At 68.4% G+C, this 15542-nt stretch carries 19 protein-coding genes; 15 read left to right on the top strand and 4 right to left on the bottom strand.

Going from position 1 to position 15542, the window contains the following annotated elements; genetic code table 11:
* The first annotated feature begins 1 nt into the window (after position 1).
* Genes MYSTI_RS33240 through MYSTI_RS33280 form a run of 9 tightly spaced genes read left to right on the top strand, consistent with a single transcriptional unit; the run spans position 2 to position 7551 of the window.
* Entirely contained in the window at positions 2 to 547 is a 546-nt protein-coding gene (locus tag MYSTI_RS33240) for a DUF3341 domain-containing protein (RefSeq protein ID WP_015352226.1), read from the top strand.
* Positions 544 to 1137 (top strand): c-type cytochrome, encoded by a 594-nt coding sequence (locus tag MYSTI_RS33245; RefSeq protein WP_015352227.1) that lies wholly within the window; start codon positions 544 to 546, stop codon positions 1135 to 1137. Before MYSTI_RS33240 ends, MYSTI_RS33245 begins: the two co-directional genes overlap by 4 nt.
* Positions 1134 to 2372 carry a hypothetical protein gene (locus MYSTI_RS33250; protein ID WP_015352228.1) on the top strand — a complete coding sequence of 413 codons (1239 nt, stop codon included), beginning with the start codon at positions 1134 to 1136 and terminating at the stop codon, positions 2370 to 2372. Before MYSTI_RS33245 ends, MYSTI_RS33250 begins: the two co-directional genes overlap by 4 nt.
* On the top strand, positions 2369 to 2815 hold the full coding sequence (locus MYSTI_RS33255) for a hypothetical protein (protein WP_015352229.1): 447 nt from the start codon (positions 2369 to 2371) through the stop codon (positions 2813 to 2815). The genes MYSTI_RS33250 and MYSTI_RS33255 overlap by 4 nt, the downstream gene beginning before the upstream one ends.
* Positions 2816 to 2850: 35 nt before the next feature.
* A complete protein-coding gene (locus MYSTI_RS33260) occupies positions 2851 to 3732 on the top strand; it encodes an SCO family protein (protein ID WP_015352230.1) in 882 nt (293 codons plus the stop codon).
* Complete coding sequence (gene coxB / locus MYSTI_RS33265) at positions 3729 to 4775, top strand: cytochrome c oxidase subunit II (RefSeq protein WP_015352231.1); 1047 nt, start codon at positions 3729 to 3731, stop codon at positions 4773 to 4775. Before MYSTI_RS33260 ends, coxB begins: the two co-directional genes overlap by 4 nt.
* On the top strand, positions 4759 to 6426 hold the full coding sequence (gene ctaD, locus MYSTI_RS33270) for a cytochrome c oxidase subunit I (protein ID WP_015352232.1): 1668 nt from the start codon (positions 4759 to 4761) through the stop codon (positions 6424 to 6426). The genes coxB and ctaD overlap by 17 nt, the downstream gene beginning before the upstream one ends.
* Entirely contained in the window at positions 6416 to 7081 is a 666-nt protein-coding gene (locus tag MYSTI_RS33275; RefSeq protein WP_015352233.1) for a cytochrome c oxidase subunit 3 family protein, read from the top strand. Before ctaD ends, MYSTI_RS33275 begins: the two co-directional genes overlap by 11 nt.
* Positions 7082 to 7095: 14 nt before the next feature.
* Complete coding sequence (locus MYSTI_RS33280; RefSeq protein WP_015352234.1) at positions 7096 to 7551, top strand: cytochrome C oxidase subunit IV family protein; 456 nt, start codon at positions 7096 to 7098, stop codon at positions 7549 to 7551.
* 87 nt (positions 7552 to 7638) lie between these two features.
* Here the strand turns inward: MYSTI_RS33280 and MYSTI_RS33285 are convergent, their stop codons facing one another.
* Positions 7639 to 8637, bottom strand: a complete 999-nt coding sequence (locus MYSTI_RS33285; RefSeq protein WP_015352235.1) for a DUF481 domain-containing protein — start codon at positions 8635 to 8637, stop codon at positions 7639 to 7641.
* A gap of 180 nt (positions 8638 to 8817) precedes the next feature.
* Here MYSTI_RS33285 and MYSTI_RS33290 point away from each other — a divergent pair, with 180 nt between their 5' ends.
* The 4 genes from MYSTI_RS33290 to MYSTI_RS33305 all read left to right on the top strand — a co-directional run bounded on the left by MYSTI_RS33290 (position 8818) and on the right by MYSTI_RS33305 (position 11923).
* The gene (locus MYSTI_RS33290; RefSeq protein WP_015352236.1) at positions 8818 to 9483 is read left to right on the top strand and encodes a hypothetical protein; all 666 of its coding nucleotides are present in this window, start codon (positions 8818 to 8820) and stop codon (positions 9481 to 9483) included.
* A gap of 63 nt (positions 9484 to 9546) precedes the next feature.
* Positions 9547 to 10503 carry a GNAT family N-acetyltransferase gene (locus MYSTI_RS33295; protein ID WP_044281918.1) on the top strand — a complete coding sequence of 319 codons (957 nt, stop codon included), beginning with the start codon at positions 9547 to 9549 and terminating at the stop codon, positions 10501 to 10503.
* A 63-nt stretch (positions 10504 to 10566) separates the two neighbouring features.
* Positions 10567 to 10902, top strand: coding sequence for a YkgJ family cysteine cluster protein (locus tag MYSTI_RS33300; protein WP_015352238.1), 336 nt, complete (start codon positions 10567 to 10569; stop codon positions 10900 to 10902).
* Between the two features lie 52 nt (positions 10903 to 10954).
* Positions 10955 to 11923 (top strand): hydrolase, encoded by a 969-nt coding sequence (locus MYSTI_RS33305; RefSeq protein ID WP_015352239.1) that lies wholly within the window; start codon positions 10955 to 10957, stop codon positions 11921 to 11923.
* Here the strand turns inward: MYSTI_RS33305 and MYSTI_RS43985 are convergent.
* Positions 11920 to 12534, bottom strand: coding sequence for a hypothetical protein (locus MYSTI_RS43985; protein WP_015352240.1), 615 nt, complete (start codon positions 12532 to 12534; stop codon positions 11920 to 11922). The genes MYSTI_RS33305 and MYSTI_RS43985 overlap by 4 nt on opposite strands.
* Before the next feature lie 266 nt (positions 12535 to 12800).
* Between MYSTI_RS43985 and MYSTI_RS33315 the strand changes: the two genes are divergently transcribed.
* Both MYSTI_RS33315 and MYSTI_RS33320 read left to right on the top strand, forming a co-directional pair.
* A complete protein-coding gene (locus MYSTI_RS33315; protein ID WP_015352241.1) occupies positions 12801 to 13952 on the top strand; it encodes a hypothetical protein in 1152 nt (383 codons plus the stop codon).
* Complete coding sequence (locus MYSTI_RS33320) at positions 13949 to 14563, top strand: hypothetical protein (RefSeq protein WP_015352242.1); 615 nt, start codon at positions 13949 to 13951, stop codon at positions 14561 to 14563. The genes MYSTI_RS33315 and MYSTI_RS33320 overlap by 4 nt, the downstream gene beginning before the upstream one ends.
* Positions 14564 to 14572: 9 nt before the next feature.
* Here the strand turns inward: MYSTI_RS33320 and MYSTI_RS33325 are convergent, their stop codons facing one another.
* Both MYSTI_RS33325 and MYSTI_RS33330 read right to left on the bottom strand, forming a co-directional pair.
* Positions 14573 to 14986, bottom strand: a complete 414-nt coding sequence (locus tag MYSTI_RS33325; RefSeq protein ID WP_015352243.1) for a DNA-binding transcriptional response regulator — start codon at positions 14984 to 14986, stop codon at positions 14573 to 14575.
* 12 nt (positions 14987 to 14998) lie between these two features.
* The gene (locus MYSTI_RS33330; protein ID WP_015352244.1) at positions 14999 to 15448 is read right to left on the bottom strand and encodes a DMT family transporter; all 450 of its coding nucleotides are present in this window, start codon (positions 15446 to 15448) and stop codon (positions 14999 to 15001) included.
* Between the last annotated feature and the right edge of the window lie 94 nt (positions 15449 to 15542).

Raw genomic sequence — 15542 nt, forward strand, 5'->3', positions numbered from 1 at the left:
CATGGAAGCCACTGTCCTCGATTCCTGGGTGCTGGCCGAGTTCGAGACGCCAGACGTCCTCGTGGATGCCACTCGTCAGATGCGCGAGAAGGGTTTCCAGGGGATGGACACCTACTCTCCGTACCCGCTCCACGGCGGCTCGGAGGCCCTGGGCCTGCCCCCCTCGAAGGTCCCCTTCATCGCCCTGTGCGGCGGGCTCACCGGTCTCACCACGGCGCTCGCCATGCAGACCTGGATGAACACCTACGACTACCCGCTGAACATCGGCGGTCGTCCGCTGCTGTCGCTGCCAGCGTGGGTGCCCATCACGTTCGAGCTGAGCGTGCTGTTCGCCGCGTTCGGCATCTTCTTTGGCCTCCTGGGGCTGAGCAAGCTGCCGCAGCCGTATCACCCCGTCTTCGAGTCCGACGCCTTCCGCACCGCGTCCACGCACGGCTACTGGCTGAGCGTGCCGCACGCGACGGGCCAGGACGCGTCCGCCGTCATTGACCAGCTCAAGGCCCTGGGTGCCACCCAGGTGACCGTCGTCACGGGAGAGAAGGAATGAGGTGGCTCATCCCCGCCGCCGGGCTCGTCGCGTTGTCGGGCTGCGACGTCCCCTCCGAGTTCCTCCAGCGCATGGAGGACCAGGCCAAGTACGAGTACTACGAGGCGTCCAGCTTCTGGGCGGACGGTCGTGCCATGCGCACGCCGCCGGCCGGCACGGTTCCGCGCGAGCGCTACAGCCGGATTCCGGAGATCAAGGACCCCGTCGCCCGCCAGACGGCCGTCACGGGTCGCGCCGACGGGCAGCCCGTGGCCACCATCCCCGTGAAGGTGGACCACGACCTGCTGACGCTCGGTCAGAAGAAGTACAACATCGTGTGCTCGCAGTGTCACGGCGTGCTCGGTGACGGCAACAGCGTGGTCGCGGAGAACATGGCCCTGCGCCTGCCGCCGTCCCTGCTGGAGCTGGAGAGCAAGCCCGCGGGCCACTTCTACACGGCCATCAACGAGGGCTACGGCGTGATGCCGTCCTTCTCCGGTGAGCTCGACGTGCGCGAGCGCTGGGCCGTGGTCGCCTATGTGCGAGCCCTTCAGGAGGCCCGCAACACCCGTACGGGCGGACACAACTCCGTCCCGCAGGAGAACCGATGACCCCCGCAGCCGAAGCCTCCGCTCCGCTCGAGCGCTACACCGGCACACCGAAGCTCATGGTGCCGGCGTTCGGCCTGGGCGCCCTGGGCATCCTGGCCACCCTGGCCTTGTTCTTCGCCACGGGGAACAAGGGCATCGCCGCCCACAGCTACCTGATTGCCTTCACCTACTGGGTGGGCATCAGCGTGGCGTTCCTCATCATGGTGGCCATCTTCCACACGGCCAAGGCCAAGTGGCTCATCGTGCTGCGCCGCACCATGGAGACGGGCGCGTCCGCCATCCCTGTGTTCCTGGCGCTGTTCGTGCCGCTCGTCCTGATGGCGAACTACCTCTACCCCTGGCTGCCGGACTCGCCGCTGCGCGCGAACATCCACGGCCTGGAGGCGGAGCACCTGTCGCACAAGGTCCACGGCTACCTGAACATCCCGTTCGCCGGCTTCCGCCACGTCATCTACTTCGGCGTCTGGATCTTCGCCGCGTGGAAGCTGCGCAGCCTGAGCATCAAGCAGGATACCGAGGGCGGTCTGGACCTGACGGTGCGCATGCGCCGCTTCTCCCCGGGCATCCTCCCCTTCCTGGCGCTGACCATCACCTTCGCGTCGTTCGACTGGATGATGAGCCTCACGCCGCTGTGGCAGTCCACCATCTTCGGCGTCTACTACTTCGCCGGCAGCTTCCTGGCCGCCTTCTGCATCCTCACGCTCGTGACGGCCAAGGCGCGCGGCAAGGACCTCTACGGCAACGTCGTGACGGCGGCCCACTTCCACAACCTGGGCAAGCTGATGCTGGCCTTCACCGCGTTCTGGGCCTACATCGCGTTCTCCCAGTTCATGCTGGTGTGGATCGCCAACATCCCGGAAGAGGCTCCCTGGTACGGCGTGCGCATCTGGGGCGCCTGGAGGCCGGTGTCCATCACCCTGGCCGTCCTGCACTTCGTGGTGCCGTTCTTCATCCTCCTGTCGCGCAACCTGAAGCTGCAGCCCAACAAGCTGGCGATGGTGGCCATCTACATCCTGGCCGTCCACCTGCTGGACCTGTACTGGCTCATCTGGCCGGCGCTGACGGGTGAGCAGGGTCCCAGCACGGACCTCATCTCCCTCTTCTCGCTCGCGGCCGCGTTCGTGGGCGTGGGTGGCATCGCGGTGGGCTTCGCGCTGAAGAACGCGCGCAACAACTACACGATGCCGGTGAAGGACCCCTACATCGCCGAGTCCCTGAGGTACGTGCAGCCATGAAGAAGACCCAGGTCGAAGAAGAGTCGCGGGTCATCGTCGGCGCCCACGGTGTGGCCGCCGAGGAAGACCACATCGTGATGGGCAAGCTGCTGGGCATCGGCTTCGGCTCGCTGGCCATCTTCGCGGTGGGTATCGTCTGGGCTTATGCCATCCAGGTGCGGACCATGAAGGAGGCCCAGCCGGACGGTCCTCCTCCGCGCCCGGCGGGCATGGGCCAGTACGAGGTGGGAATCGTCAACCAGCGCCTGTTCGAGCAGGACTGGCACGCCGAGGAGAAGATTGGCGGCCAGCTCCAGGCGCTCGAGGCGGGCTGGGGCGACCAGCCGGGTGTCAAGGCGCATCCGAACCTGGATGAGGCCATGAAGTCGGTCATCGCCAAGCAGAACGCCCCCGCGCCCGCCCCCCAGCCCCCGCCCGAGCCGACCCCGGCTCCTCGGCAGTAGCTTCCCTCGCCAGCATCACGTAAGAGCCGTCCGCGATGATGTCCCTCTTCTCCCACATCTCCCCGCGCGCACCCCGCACGGGGATGTTCCTCGCGGCGGCGCTCGTCCTGGCCACCGCGCTCCCGGCATCCGCGATGCCGGGCGGGGGCAAGACTCCCCGCTCCATCGTGGAGGCCCAGCAGGACGCCCCGCCCCAGCTCGAGGGGGTGGACGTGGAGGAGCACCTGGGAGACCCGGTGCCCTCGCAGACCCGCTTCACCGACGTGACGGGCCAGGAAGTGACGCTGGGCGCGGTGCTGTCCAAGACGCGGCCCACCCTGCTGACGCTCGTGTATTACAACTGCCCGCTGCTCTGTAACCTGGTGCTCAACGCCCAGGTGAAGTCGATGCGCGAGCTGGGGCTGGAGCTGGGCAAGGACTACGAGGCCGTCACCGTCAGCGTCGACCCGGAAGACACCCCGACGATGAGCGCCGAGCGGCGGCGCAAGCACCTGCAGTCCATGGGCAAGCCGGAGAGCGCGCCCTGGCACTTCATGACCGGGACGGAGACGGAGATTCGCCGTCTCGCGGACGCGGTGGGCTTCAAATACAAGTACGACGAAAGCACCAAGCAGTACGCCCACCCCGCGGTGGTGATGGTGCTGACGCCCGAAGGAAGCATCTCCCGGTACCTGTACGGGACGGACTTCCCTCCCAAGGACATGAAGCTGGCGTTGCTGGAGGCGGCCGGCGGCCGCGTGGGCACCAGCTTCGACCGCGTGGTCATGTCCTGCTTCAAGTATGACACCGCCACCCGGCGGTACGGCTTCTACATCTTCGGTTTCATCCGCCTGGGCGCAATGGCCGTCTTCATCGCCCTGGCATCGGTGCTGATCTATTTCTGGAGGCGCGAGCTGAAGAAAGGCGCGGCGGCATGAGCGAGCTTCTCAACAACCTTCTGTTCCTCCCGGAGAGCGCGTCCACGTTCGCGGAACGGGTCGACCTGCTGCATCACTTCGTCGTGATTACGACGATCGTGATGTCGACGGGGACCGGCCTCGCGGCGCTGTTCATGTTCTTCCGGTACCGCCGGCGGACCCCCGCCCAGGCGACGGAGTACGTCGTCCCCACGCTGAAGACGGAGTTCCTCTTCGTCTCCGTGCCGTTGGTGTTCTTCCTGGCTTGGTTCGGGATTGGTTTCCGGGATTTCACCTGGGTCACCACCCCGCCCAAGGACTCGATGGACGTCTACGTCATGGGCAAGCAGTGGATGTGGAAGTTCTCGTATCCGGAGGGCCCCAACGGCGTGAACGTCCTTCACGTCCCGGCCAACCGTCCGGTGCGATTGCTCATCACCTCCCGCGACGTGCTGCACTCCTTCTACGTCCCGTCCTTCCGCATCAAGATGGACGCGCTGCCCGGCCGCTACACGCAGATCTGGTTCGAGGCGACCAAGCCCGGCACGTACCAGGTGCTCTGCACCGAGTACTGCGGCCTGTCGCACTCGAAGATGCTGGCCGAGGTCGTGGTCCTCCCCCAGGAGGAGTACGACAACTGGATCAAGGAGCAGCGCCGCGGCCGGCTGCAGGACCGCCAGGACGCGCTCGCGGACACCTCACTGGTGCCGCCGGTGGCTCGCATGGTGGAGCAGGGCCAGGTGCTGGCCGGCACCCAGGGCTGCCTCAAGTGCCACTCCGTGGATGGCTCGCAGCACATCGGCCCCACGTTCCTTGGCATGTATGACCGCATGGAGAAGCTGGACGACGGCCAGCAGATCCGCGTGGACGAGGCCTACATCACCCAGTCGATGATGGACCCGGGCGCCCACCTCGTGTCGGGCTACCAGAACGTGATGCCGACCTACCAGGGCAAGCTGCAGGGCCCGGAGACGGCCGCCATCGTCGAGTACATCAAGTCGCTTCGCACTCCGGCCGTCCGCGAGGGCGCCTCCGAGGGACCCGCCTATGACCCCATCCAGTAGCCTCGACACGGCGGGGGCCGCCCCGCACGGCGAGCACCACGACCACCACCCGAGCTATCTGGTGGATGGCACCACCATCAAGAGCTGGCTCTTGACGGTGGACCACAAGCGCATCGGCCTGATGTTCCTGTTCTGGGTCCTGCTCTTCTTCCTTGTCGGCGGCATCTTCGCGCTGCTCATCCGGATCGAGCTGCTCACGCCGGGTCCGACCATCATGGACGCGATGACGTACAACCGTACGTTCACGCTCCATGGCCTGGTCATGATCTTCCTGTTCATGATTCCGGCGATTCCCGCCGTCTTCGGCAACTTCATGCTGCCGCTGATGCTGGGCGCCAAGGACGTCGCGTTCCCGCGGCTGAACCTGGCCTCGCTCTACATCTACCTGGCCGGCGCGGTGATTGCGCTCTGGGGCATGCTCAACGGCGGTCTGGACACGGGCTGGACGTTCTACACCCCGTACAGCACGCACACGACGACGACGGTGGCGCCCGTGCTGTTCGGCGCGTTCATCATCGGCTTCAGCTCCATCGCCACGGGCATCAACTTCATCGTCACGTGCCACACCATGCGGGCGCCGGGCATCACCTGGTTCAAGATGCCCCTGTTCGTGTGGGCCATCTATGCGACGAGCTGCATCCAGGTGCTGGCGACGCCGGTCATCGGCTTGCTGCTGGTGCTGGTGACGGTGGAGAACCTGTTCAGCTTCGGCATGTTCGACCCGGCGCGCGGCGGCGACCCGGTGCTCTTCCAGCACCTGTTCTGGTTCTACAGCCACCCGGCCGTGTACATCATGGTGCTGCCCGCCTTCGGCGTGATGAGCGAGATTGTCAGCACGTACAGCCGCAAGAACATCTTCGGCTACCGCGCGGTGGCGTACTCCAGCCTGGGCATTGCCTTCGTCGGCTTCTTCGCCTGGGGCCACCACATGTTCGTGTCCGGCCAGTCGACCTTCGACGCGGGCGTGTTCGGCGTCCTCACCATGCTGGTGGGCGTCTTCACGGCCATCAAGGTCTTCAACTGGATTGGCACCGTCTACAAGGGCGCCGTCGACTTCAAGACGCCCTTCGCCTACTTCTGCGGCTTCCTGTTCTTCACCGTGTTCGGTGGCATGACGGGCATCGCGCTGGGCACGGTGTCGCTGGACGTCCCGTGGCACGACACCTACTTCGTCGTGGCGCACTTCCACTTCATCATGGTGGGCGCGACCATCATGGCCTTCCTGGCCGCCCTGCACTACTGGTTCCCGAAGATGTTCGGGCGCATGTACCACGAGGGTTGGGGCCTGGTGTCCGCGGCGCTCATCATCCTGGGGTTCAACGCCACGTTCATCCCCCAGTTCCTGCTGGGCAACAACGGCATGCCGCGCCGGTACTATGACTACCCGGAGCGGTTCCAGGCGCTGAACGTGGCCTCCACGGCCGGTGCCTCGCTGCTGGCCTTCGGCTTCATCATCATCGCCCTCTACCTGGCGTATGCGCTGGTGTACGGCAAGGCCGCTGGCAAGAACCCCTGGCGGAGCAAGGGCTACGAGTGGGTGAGCGAGTCTCCCCCGCCGACCCATAACTTCGTGGGTCCGCAGGTGACGTTCCCCGAGGAGCCCCACTTCTACGTCGACCCGAAGAAGGCCGAGGTCCCCGATGCAGTCTAGCGCTCACACCGCCGATGGCGCGGCCCCTGTGCCGCGCCTGGCGGCACACTTCGCCTCGCTCGAGGTCCAGACACACGCCGCCCGCCTGGGGATGTGGCTGTTCCTGGCGACGGAAATCCTGCTCTTCGCCGGCCTCTTCGTCTGCTACGGCTGCTACCGCTTCCTCTACCCGGAGGCGTGGGCGGCGGGCAGCCGCAGCCTGGACCTGACGATGGGCACCGTGAACACGGTGGTCCTCATCACCTCCTCGCTCACCGCGGCGCTCGCGGTGCACTACGCGAAGGAGGGGAAGAACAAGATGGTCGGCATCATGTTCGCCCTCACCCTCGTGATGGCCATCGGCTTCCTCGTCATCAAGTACTTCGAGTACTCGCACAAGTTCCACATCGGGACGCTGCCGGGCCGGTACTACACGTACGAGGGGATGCAGATGCCCGGCATCACCCTCTACTTCACGGTCTATTTCTGCTCGACGGCGCTGCACGCGCTGCACGTCCTCATCGGCATGGGCGTGCTGACGGTGGCGATGATCCGGGCGTTCACGAAGGCGGACTTCGGGCCGAACAACTTCACCATGGTCGAGCTGGGCAGCATGTACTGGCACCTCGTCGACCTGGTGTGGATCTTCCTGTTCCCGATGCTCTACCTGGTCTGAGGGGAGACACCACCATGGCCATTGCCAACGAATCCCATCAGGAAGCCAAGAACATGGCATCTCACCACGGAGCGGGCCGCTACTGGGCCATCTGGGCCGTGCTGCTCGTGCTGACCGTCGTGACGGTCCTCACCGGCCGCATGCACCTGCCGAACTTCGGCCTGCTGCTCGCCATCGTCATCGCGACGGTGAAGGGCACGCTGGTGGCGCTGTACTTCATGCACCTGTCGGAGCATCAGGGCGCCAACCGGATTGTCTTCGGCGTCTCCATCCTCTTCGTGGTGCTGATGCTCGTCATCCCCATGGCGGACCTGGGCACGCGCTTCCGCGGCTCCAACCCGCCGGGCTCGCAGTACAGCGACCTGCAGCCTCCGGATATCGGCACCGGCTCGCAGCGCGGCCGCTTCGGCGGGGGCATGAAGCCGCCCCAGACGAAGGACACGCCGGAGACTCCGGCGCCGCACCACTGACATTCCCAGGGGCTTGTTTCGGCAAGCCCCTGTTGCTTCACCCGCGCGGCGCCAGGGACTTCCCCGGCGCCGCGTTGCATTTGCGGGCTACAGCGCGACTTCCAGGTTGAAGGCCAGCGCGGTGTCCGTGGGCACCTTGCCCTGGGGCGGCTTGCTGTCGTGCTTCACCAGGAAGCTGACGCCCATGGCGAGCGCCTCCGTCAGCCGCACCGACAGCTGCGTCTGGCTGTTCACCAGCACGCGCGAGCTGTCGATGACGCTCAGCAGCACCTCGGCGTCCTCCTTGAAGAGGACGTCCTTGGTGAGGCCGTAGCGGAAGGCCACGCCGAAGCGGGGACCGCCCAGGTCCACGTCCGGCAGGTCCAGGCGCGTGGGGTAGTACTGGAAGCGCGTCTCGTGCGCGTAGCGGAAGGCGGCGTCCGTGCGCAGGTACGTCTCCGGCTGGTCCTTGGGCTTCTCGTCCCACCAGAGGATGCCGAGACCGCCTTCACCGCTGCTGCGCGACTCGACGCTCTTGACGTGGTCCATCTCAACGCCCGCCAGCAGGTAGCCGGAGAGCATCTTCGTGAAGCGCCGGTCACCGCGCAGCTCCAGGCCGGCGTTGAGGGCCACCAGCTGCGACTCCAGATTCTCCCCTTCCACTTCGGGCGGGCGGCTGCGGCCGTAGTTGCCGTAGGCCTTCGCGCCGAAAATCCAGTGCTCGGTGGTGCGCTGCGCGCTGGCCAGGCCGCTGAACGTCAGGGTGGAGGCGTTGCCCGTCAGCGAGATGAGGCCCAGGCCCACGGTGATGTCCCACTCCTCCTTCTTCTTCTCCGCGGGGGTGCCCTCCGCGGGCGTGGTGGGCGCGGCGGCCTCGGGCGCGACGATGCCGGCGGCGCGGGCGCTGGCCTCCGCGGCGCGCTCGGCGGCGGCGGCGGCCCGCTCCGCGGCGGCGGCGGCCCGCTCCGCGGCGGCGGCCATGCGCTCCTCGGGCGTGGCGGCCGGCGCGGCGACGGCCGGCGCGGGGGTGGCGGTGGGAGCGGGCTCGGCGGGGACAGGCGCCTGGGCCTGCAGGGACGTGGCAATCAAGAGGGCGGCGGAAAGCATGGGTTCTCCAAATCTTCAGGCGTCGGCGAATCAGGACCCGGACTGCACTGGGCGTCCTTTGCCGCCCCCGGGGCCGGCGCGGCCCCCTTCCTGCTCCAAACACGCATGGTGCGGCAATGGTTGATTGGCTGGGGTGTGATTAATTCCAGAAGGTTTGCCTTCTCCGGAGCCCCACACCCCGTGAGCACCATCCGAGTCGCGCTGCTGTGGACGCTGCTGCTGCCCACCCTGGCCTTCGCCCAGCGCGTCACCGTGCCCGTGGACGTGGGCGTGGGCCCCGCCGCGTTCATGTTCTTCGGGCCCGTCTTCGACGACCAGCCCATCCACACCGGCGTGAAGGTCTCCGTCGAGGCGGTGCTCGACAAGCAATGGCTGACCCAGAACCGGCGCTCGATTCCGGCGCGCTACCGCAAGTACGCGAAGAGTCTGGATGAAGTCCGCATCTCCCCGTCCCTCTTCATCCCCGACTCGCTCATCATCTCCCCCCAGCTGCGCAACACCGGCATGTATGGCGTCACCTGGAAGCCGCTGGAGCTGGGCGTGCCGCTGTCGTCCGGCCCCGCGCGGCTCTCCGTGGGGGGTGGGTTGCTCCTGACGTATGCGTTCCTGCATTCGCGGACTTTGTCGAACACGCACTTCGTGAGGCCGGGCGCGGAGGTCGGCGTGGACCTGGAGCTGCAACTCTCCAAGAGCTTCCTCATCAGCCTGGGCTGGGAGTCCGCGCTCTACGTGCCTCAGGAGCTGGGAGGGCTGGGCCTGCCGGACCGGTTGCGCGACGGCATCTTCCACGTGGGCCAAGCGTACCTGCAGTTCCACGTGCGCTTCCCATACACCACGCGACTGTGAGCCGGGCCGCCTCCCGCGCGAGTGGATGCGGAGGACCCGCTGGAGGCGCTACCCTGGGGCGACATGCACCTGGCCCTCGCCACCGCCGCCCAGAAAGCCGAGCGCGACCGCCTCACTCATGAGGCCTGGGGTTCTCCCCTCACCGTCGAACAGTTCCATCAGCGGGAGCTGCGGCTGCGCTCCCATCCCTGGTGCCGGGAGGGCATGCGCACCTGGCTGTTGCTCGACGACGCAAGCCAGGTGCTGGCCTCGTGCGAGACCTTCCACACGGACAGCTACCTGCGCGGCCCCGACGGCGTGGCCTCGCGAGGTGTCTCGCACGCCATCGCCAGCGTCTACACGGAGCCCGCGCTGCGCGGGCATGGGTACGCGACGCACTTGATGGACTTGCTCGCCACGCGACTGGAGCAGGAGCCCGGTTCCTCTCACGCCGCCCTCCTCTTCTCGGACGTGGGGGCCCCGCTCTATCGCCGGTCCGGTTACCACGAGGCGCCCGCGTTCGACTGGCACCTGTCCGCCGCCGGCGGGCTGTCCACCCACGCGGTGGACGCGCTGCTGTGCGACGGGGACGTGCCGCTGATGATGGAGCGAATCCAGCGCCCGGAGGTGCCCTTCCTCCTCTGGCCGAGCGCCGCGCAAATCGACTGGCACCTGGAGCGGGAGCGCGCGTACGCGGAGCTCCTGCGCCGGCCTCGGCCCGAGGCGTGCGGCGCGACGGTGGGCACGTCCACCGTGCTGTGGGCGATGATGGCGCGGTATGGCCAACTGGTCGTGTTGATGCTCGACGCGGAGACGGTGGAGGACGCCGTCGCGCTGCTGGAGGCGGCGCGGGGCGTGGCGCATCGGGCGGGGCTGTCGCGCGTCGTCGTCTGGGAGGAGCCCTCCACGCTGGCCTGGGTCGCGCGTGTCCCGGGGGCCTCGCGGGTGGCGCGAGATGGCTCGCTGCCCATGCTGCGGCCGCTGCGCCCGGGGCTGCCCGCCGCCGAGCGCGTGGGCTTCAGCCGCGCGTTGTGGGTGTGAGAGGACGGACGCGGGAAGTCAGGCAGGTCGACCCGCGTTGAGTCGCGGAGGTTCGCAACCCGAATGGAATGCACTCTTTGTGGCGCCTGCTGCGTGGCGCCGGACATCGCGGCGCTCGACAAGCCGCTGGGCTTGCGTTGCCCGCACCTCCTGGAGAACAACCTCTGCGGTCGCTACGAGGACCGGCCGAGCATCTGCCGGGACTACCAGCCCGACGAGGTGTGCCGCCTCATCGAGGCGCCCACGCTGGAGGAGCGCGTGGACAAGTACCTCTCGCTCTTCGGGCTGGTCGAAGAGGCCCGGGCCGTGAAGGAGCAGGGCTGCCCTTCCATGAAGCGCGCCCGGCTGCTGGCCTCGAGCGCCCCCGCCGGAGCGCCCGGTGGCCAACGCCGCGACTGAGCTCTCACTGCGGCCCCTTGTCCCCACCTTCGGGTGACGCTATCCCGGGGTCGTGAGATTCCAACCGACCGAGCCCTTCGTCCCCGCGCCGGGACTGACGAACGAGCATTCGCAGACCATCTACGCGAACCTCGTGAGGTCTCGACAGCCGCCCCCGCTGCGGAGGGAGCGGCGCGAGCTGCCCGACGGCGACTTCGTCGACGTGGATACCTTCGATGGCCCGGTCGGCGCGCCGCACGTGGTGGCGCTGCATGGGCTGGAGGGCTCGTCCACGGCCGGCTACATCGCCGCCATCCTCCGAGGCGCGAAGGACCGCGGCTGGGGCGCCACCGCGCTCAACTTCCGCTCCTGCAGCGGTGAGCCCAACCGGCTCGCGCGCACGTACCACTCGGGGCACATCGACGACGCGCTGGGGCTGCTGCGCGACCTGCGCGACAAGGCCACCGGCCCGCTCTTCGCCGTCGGCTTCTCGCTGGGCGCCAACGTGTTGTGCCGGCTGCTGGAGGACCAGGGGGAGAACGCCCCCGTCGTCGCCGCCGCGGCCATCAGCGCGCCCTTCGACCTGGATGCGTGTTGCAGGAAGCTGGACGGTCCGGGGGCCCTCCACTGGCTGTACCGCGAGCGCTTCCTGCGGACGCTGAAGGGCAAGGCCCGCGCGAAGCTGAAGCGGTTTCCCGGCGCCTTCGACGGCCGCGCCATGGAGGCATCGCGCACGGTGCGCGCCTTCGACCACTCCGTCACCGCGCCCCTGCACGGCTTCCACAGCGCCGAGCACTACTACGCCGAGTCCTCCGCGGGGCCCCGCCTCCACGCCATCCGCAAGCCGACGCTCATCATCAGCGCCGGGGACGACCCCATGCTGGAGTCGCCCGTCGTCCCGCCCGAGGCCAAGGACAATCCCCACCTGAGCATCGTGGAGACGAAGCACGGAGGCCACGTGGGCTTCGTCGCGGGCACCGTGCACCGCCCGCGCTTCTGGGCCGAGGAACAGGCCTTGGAGTTCTTCGCGACCTTCCGTTAACCGAAGGACAGGATGAAGCCGAGCTTGGCCGTGGGGCGCACCATGCGCAGCTTCCACGGCTCCTCTTCTCCGGGAGCCAGCGTCGTCCGGAAGGGCTCCGGCAGGTCCTTCAAGCCCGGGCCCGACAGCTCCAGGAAGCTGACGCCGCCGCGCACGAACCAGGTGACGCGGTCATGCAGGTGCAGCTCCAGGCCGAGCATCGCGCTGGCATACGTGTAGCCCACGCGCTCGAGCGACGGCAGCGGAGGCAATGACAGGTCCGCGAGCCTGCGCTCCAGGCTCCTCGCCTTCACGGGCCGGGCATGGCCCACGTCCAGGCTGAGGGCCGGCGTCAGCGGGCCGCGCAGGGGAAGCAGCGTGATGCCCACGCGCCCTCCTGGCCGCACGCCGTTGTGCGTCCCTCCCACGTGCAGCCGCACCAGCGAGGTGGGGCGGAACGAGAAGGACAGCCCCATGCCTCCCGTCAGGCCCGCGTCCAACATCAAGCCGAAGGGAGACAGCCGCGCGAGGTCCGGAGACACCCTCCGCTGCGCTTCCATCCCCTCGGCCGCCAGAGTCACTCGCGCCGCCAACAGGCACATCAGCGCGGTCAGCGTGGACCACCTCCGCATTTCGCCGCCCCCCTGCCCCATCCACCCGCCAGCCACCTGCTCCTTCGAGGACCCGGCGCCTCCCGACGGCGCCCCTCACCCGAGGAGGCCGTAGCATTCGCCGTGCCCGCGTTCGCACCGCGTCATGGGGTTCGAGACTTCGCGGAGTTGCGCAAGGTACCCATCGCCCTGGGCCTCGGGGAGTGACGGCTCCCTGAAAATCCTCCGGGACCGTGGGGTGGAGCGCCTAACGTGTGGGGCCTTCATTGACGAAGGGGAGGAATGCTTTGCGCCTGCAAGTCGCCGCCACCGCCCTGCTCGCCCTGAGCGCCTGCTCACGCACGACGGAGGGGACGCCGCCCGTGGTGGAGCGTGTCCTCAACCCTCGCACGCGTTTCTCGGACGTGGCCCGGGTCTGCAACGCGCAGGGAGGGCAGACGGGCTGGCGGGTGGAGGTCCAGGGCAAACGCTTCGCGCCGACGCCCGCGGACGTGCTCTCGGACACCCCCGTGGTGGACCTGCCCGAGGTCACGCTGCAAGGCCCCACGCCATACACGCTGCGGCGCGACCAGGTGTTCTACGTGCGCCCGGAGCTGCTGCTGCTGGACCTGCCCACGCGCGACTCCTCGCCCCCTTTCGAACTGGCCCCGGGCCGCTATGGCGTGGAGGTCACCAACCCGCTGGGTGGCACCAGCACCCTGGGCGAGGCCTTCACGGTGGTGGCTCCGCCCAAGGTGACGCGCGTCGTGCCGCCGCCGAATGGGTATGTCTCCGGCGGCCTCAACCCCATCGTCATCGAGGGCCAGGACTTCCAGCCAGGCTCGTCGCCCATCATCATCCTGCGGAGCGAGGGCCTGGCCGACCAGCCCCTGTTCAACGTGAGCGTTGTCTCCGAGACACGCATCGAGACGGAGATTCCTCCCGGCTCGAGTGAGGGCCGGTATGACGTGGTGCTCACGCAGCCGGATGGCTGCTCGGCCGTGGTGCCAGGCGCTGTCGACGTGCGCTACCGCCCCCCGTTGGGAGCACTCAGCATCTTCCCCAGGGCCGCACGGGCGGCGAGCAACACTCGCATCCGCATCAACAACGAGCCCACGGGCGCCCAACGCGCCTTCACAGGTGTGCCCGAGGTCTTCATCTTCGCGCCGTTGAAGGCAACGCCCACCGTGATTCGGCGGATCGCCCTGCGCTCGGTGGAGCTGAGGTCGGCCACGGAGGTGACCGCGGAGGTGCCGGTGTGCTCGGGGACCGAGCCCCCCACAAGCGACGAACTGTGTCCGCACGGGATGGTCCTCGGGGGCCCCTATGTGCTCGAGGTGGTGGACCCCAGCGGCGCGGTGGGCGTGGTGCCCGAGGCGGAGGGCTTCTTCGTGACATTCGACGCCTCGTTGACGTTCGCTTCGGGCTCCGCGCAGGACACGGGAACCGACCTGCCATGAACACCCTGCTCCTCGCCGCGCTCACCACGCTCGCCGTCGCGAGCACGCCCGCGCCCCCTCACTCGGACGGGAACATCCTGCTGGCGCCGAAGGTGGGCTTCTTCAAGTCCACCGCGCCGCTGGACGGAGACATCTACCTGGGTCTCGAACTGGGGTACGTGACGCCGCTCCTGAAGCGCCGCCTCACGCTGGCCCTGGAGGTGAACTACCACCGGCCCCAGTCGTCGGGCACGCTCAGCGACCCTCAACTGGGAGGCTTCGGAGCGCCGCCTCCCAATGGCCGCTACACCCTGGCCGTCCGCGAGGTGGCGTTCCTGTTGTCGGCGGTGTTCCGCTTCGAGCGGGCGGTGGGCTCGCTGACGCCCTACGTGGGCGGCGGCCCGGGCCTGTACCTGCACCGCGCCACCACGGACTTCCTGGGAGCCACCGCGTCGGAGAGCGGCGGAGGGCTGGGCCTCCAGGCGCTCGCGGGCGTGGAGCTTCCGCTCGGGCCGGGCGGCGCCTTCGTGGAGACCCACTTCCACCTGGCCCCGGTGGACTTCCGCACCACGGGCGAGGTGAACGTCGGAGGGTTCCTCGCGGGCGCGCTGGGCTACCGGCTGCGTCTGTGACGCGGCCCCTCAGGCGCGGCCGATAGGCGGGCGCAACACGCGCAGCAGGTCCTGGGCGACCACCTCCCTCACCGCCGTCTTCAAGGCGTCGAGGAGCTGGTGGAGGGCCTCGGCGGAGTCTCCGGGAGCGTCGATGACCCGCTCGTGCTCACCGTCGAAGATGCGCAGCCGGCCGGGCAGCAGCGTGATGAGGGGTTGCTCGGGATAGCGCTTGCGCAGCAGCCCCACGAAGAGCGGGTGGTCCTCGTCCTGCCGGCGCAGGTCCACGACGACCAGGGTCGGTGGGGCTTCGGCGAGCGCGGACAAGGCGTCGTCGGTGTCGCCCGTGGCGGAGAAGAGCAGGCCCGCGTCGCTGGCGGCGAGGACTCGCCGCAGCAGCTCGCGGGACGGGGCATGAGGACTGACGATGAGGACCCGGCGCATCTGGGTTGAAACCTAGCCCTTCCAGACGGCGATGGCCGCGCCGGTGAAGGCCAGCACGGAGCCGACCACCCGGGCGAGCGTCGCGGGGCGGCCTTCCACCATGGCATCCCAGATGAGGCTGGTGACGAGCTGCGCGGCCATGAGCAGGAGGACGGACTGCACCGCGCCTATCCGGCTGATGGACAAGGGCATGCCCAGCACGATGACGACGCCGCACAGGCCCGGCAGCAGGTGCCAGGGAGTGAAGCCGGAGAAGCGGCTCTCCGTGGGCGCGGCCTCGGGCCAGAACCCGGGCACGGCGCGGGCGACCATGTACACGGCCACGGTGACCACCGTCGCCACCACCATGTTCACCACCACCGCGCTGAGCAGGCCCCACTGACTCGCGAACCGCCGGTTGAAACCACCCTGGGCGACAACCGCCAGCCCACACAACAGGGGAACGAGCGAGATGAGACGCATGGTCGCGGTGGGGTATCGCGAACACGGGCATGCCTGCAAGGAGCCAGGCGACGCCCCGGCCTGCCTCTTGCCTTCTCATCAAGCTGGCGAAACG

The organism is Myxococcus stipitatus DSM 14675 (assembly GCF_000331735.1).
In the GTDB taxonomy this organism is placed as follows: Bacteria; Myxococcota; Myxococcia; order Myxococcales; family Myxococcaceae; genus Myxococcus; species Myxococcus stipitatus.

Bases quoted from the DNA above. Each gene is read 5' to 3' on its own strand.
- MYSTI_RS33245 (WP_015352227.1), top strand. From the start codon at position 544: ATGAGGTGGCTCATCCCCGCCGCCGGGCTCGTCGCGTTGTCGGGCTGC.
- MYSTI_RS33320 (WP_015352242.1), top strand. From the start codon at position 13,949: ATGAACACCCTGCTCCTCGCCGCGCTCACCACGCTCGCCGTCGCGAGC.
- MYSTI_RS43985 (WP_015352240.1), bottom strand. From the start codon at position 12,534: ATGCGGAGGTGGTCCACGCTGACCGCGCTGATGTGCCTGTTGGCGGCG.
- MYSTI_RS33300 (WP_015352238.1), top strand. From the start codon at position 10,567: ATGGAATGCACTCTTTGTGGCGCCTGCTGCGTGGCGCCGGACATCGCG.
- MYSTI_RS33330 (WP_015352244.1), bottom strand. From the start codon at position 15,448: ATGCGTCTCATCTCGCTCGTTCCCCTGTTGTGTGGGCTGGCGGTTGTC.
- MYSTI_RS33250 (WP_015352228.1), top strand. From the start codon at position 1,134: ATGACCCCCGCAGCCGAAGCCTCCGCTCCGCTCGAGCGCTACACCGGC.
- ctaD (WP_015352232.1), top strand. From the start codon at position 4,759: ATGACCCCATCCAGTAGCCTCGACACGGCGGGGGCCGCCCCGCACGGC.
- MYSTI_RS33275 (WP_015352233.1), top strand. From the start codon at position 6,416: ATGCAGTCTAGCGCTCACACCGCCGATGGCGCGGCCCCTGTGCCGCGC.
- coxB (WP_015352231.1), top strand. From the start codon at position 3,729: ATGAGCGAGCTTCTCAACAACCTTCTGTTCCTCCCGGAGAGCGCGTCC.
- MYSTI_RS33260 (WP_015352230.1), top strand. From the start codon at position 2,851: ATGATGTCCCTCTTCTCCCACATCTCCCCGCGCGCACCCCGCACGGGG.
- MYSTI_RS33280 (WP_015352234.1), top strand. From the start codon at position 7,096: ATGGCCATTGCCAACGAATCCCATCAGGAAGCCAAGAACATGGCATCT.
- MYSTI_RS33325 (WP_015352243.1), bottom strand. From the start codon at position 14,986: ATGCGCCGGGTCCTCATCGTCAGTCCTCATGCCCCGTCCCGCGAGCTG.
- MYSTI_RS33240 (WP_015352226.1), top strand. From the start codon at position 2: ATGGAAGCCACTGTCCTCGATTCCTGGGTGCTGGCCGAGTTCGAGACG.
- MYSTI_RS33295 (WP_044281918.1), top strand. From the start codon at position 9,547: ATGCACCTGGCCCTCGCCACCGCCGCCCAGAAAGCCGAGCGCGACCGC.
- MYSTI_RS33255 (WP_015352229.1), top strand. From the start codon at position 2,369: ATGAAGAAGACCCAGGTCGAAGAAGAGTCGCGGGTCATCGTCGGCGCC.
- MYSTI_RS33285 (WP_015352235.1), bottom strand. From the start codon at position 8,637: ATGCTTTCCGCCGCCCTCTTGATTGCCACGTCCCTGCAGGCCCAGGCG.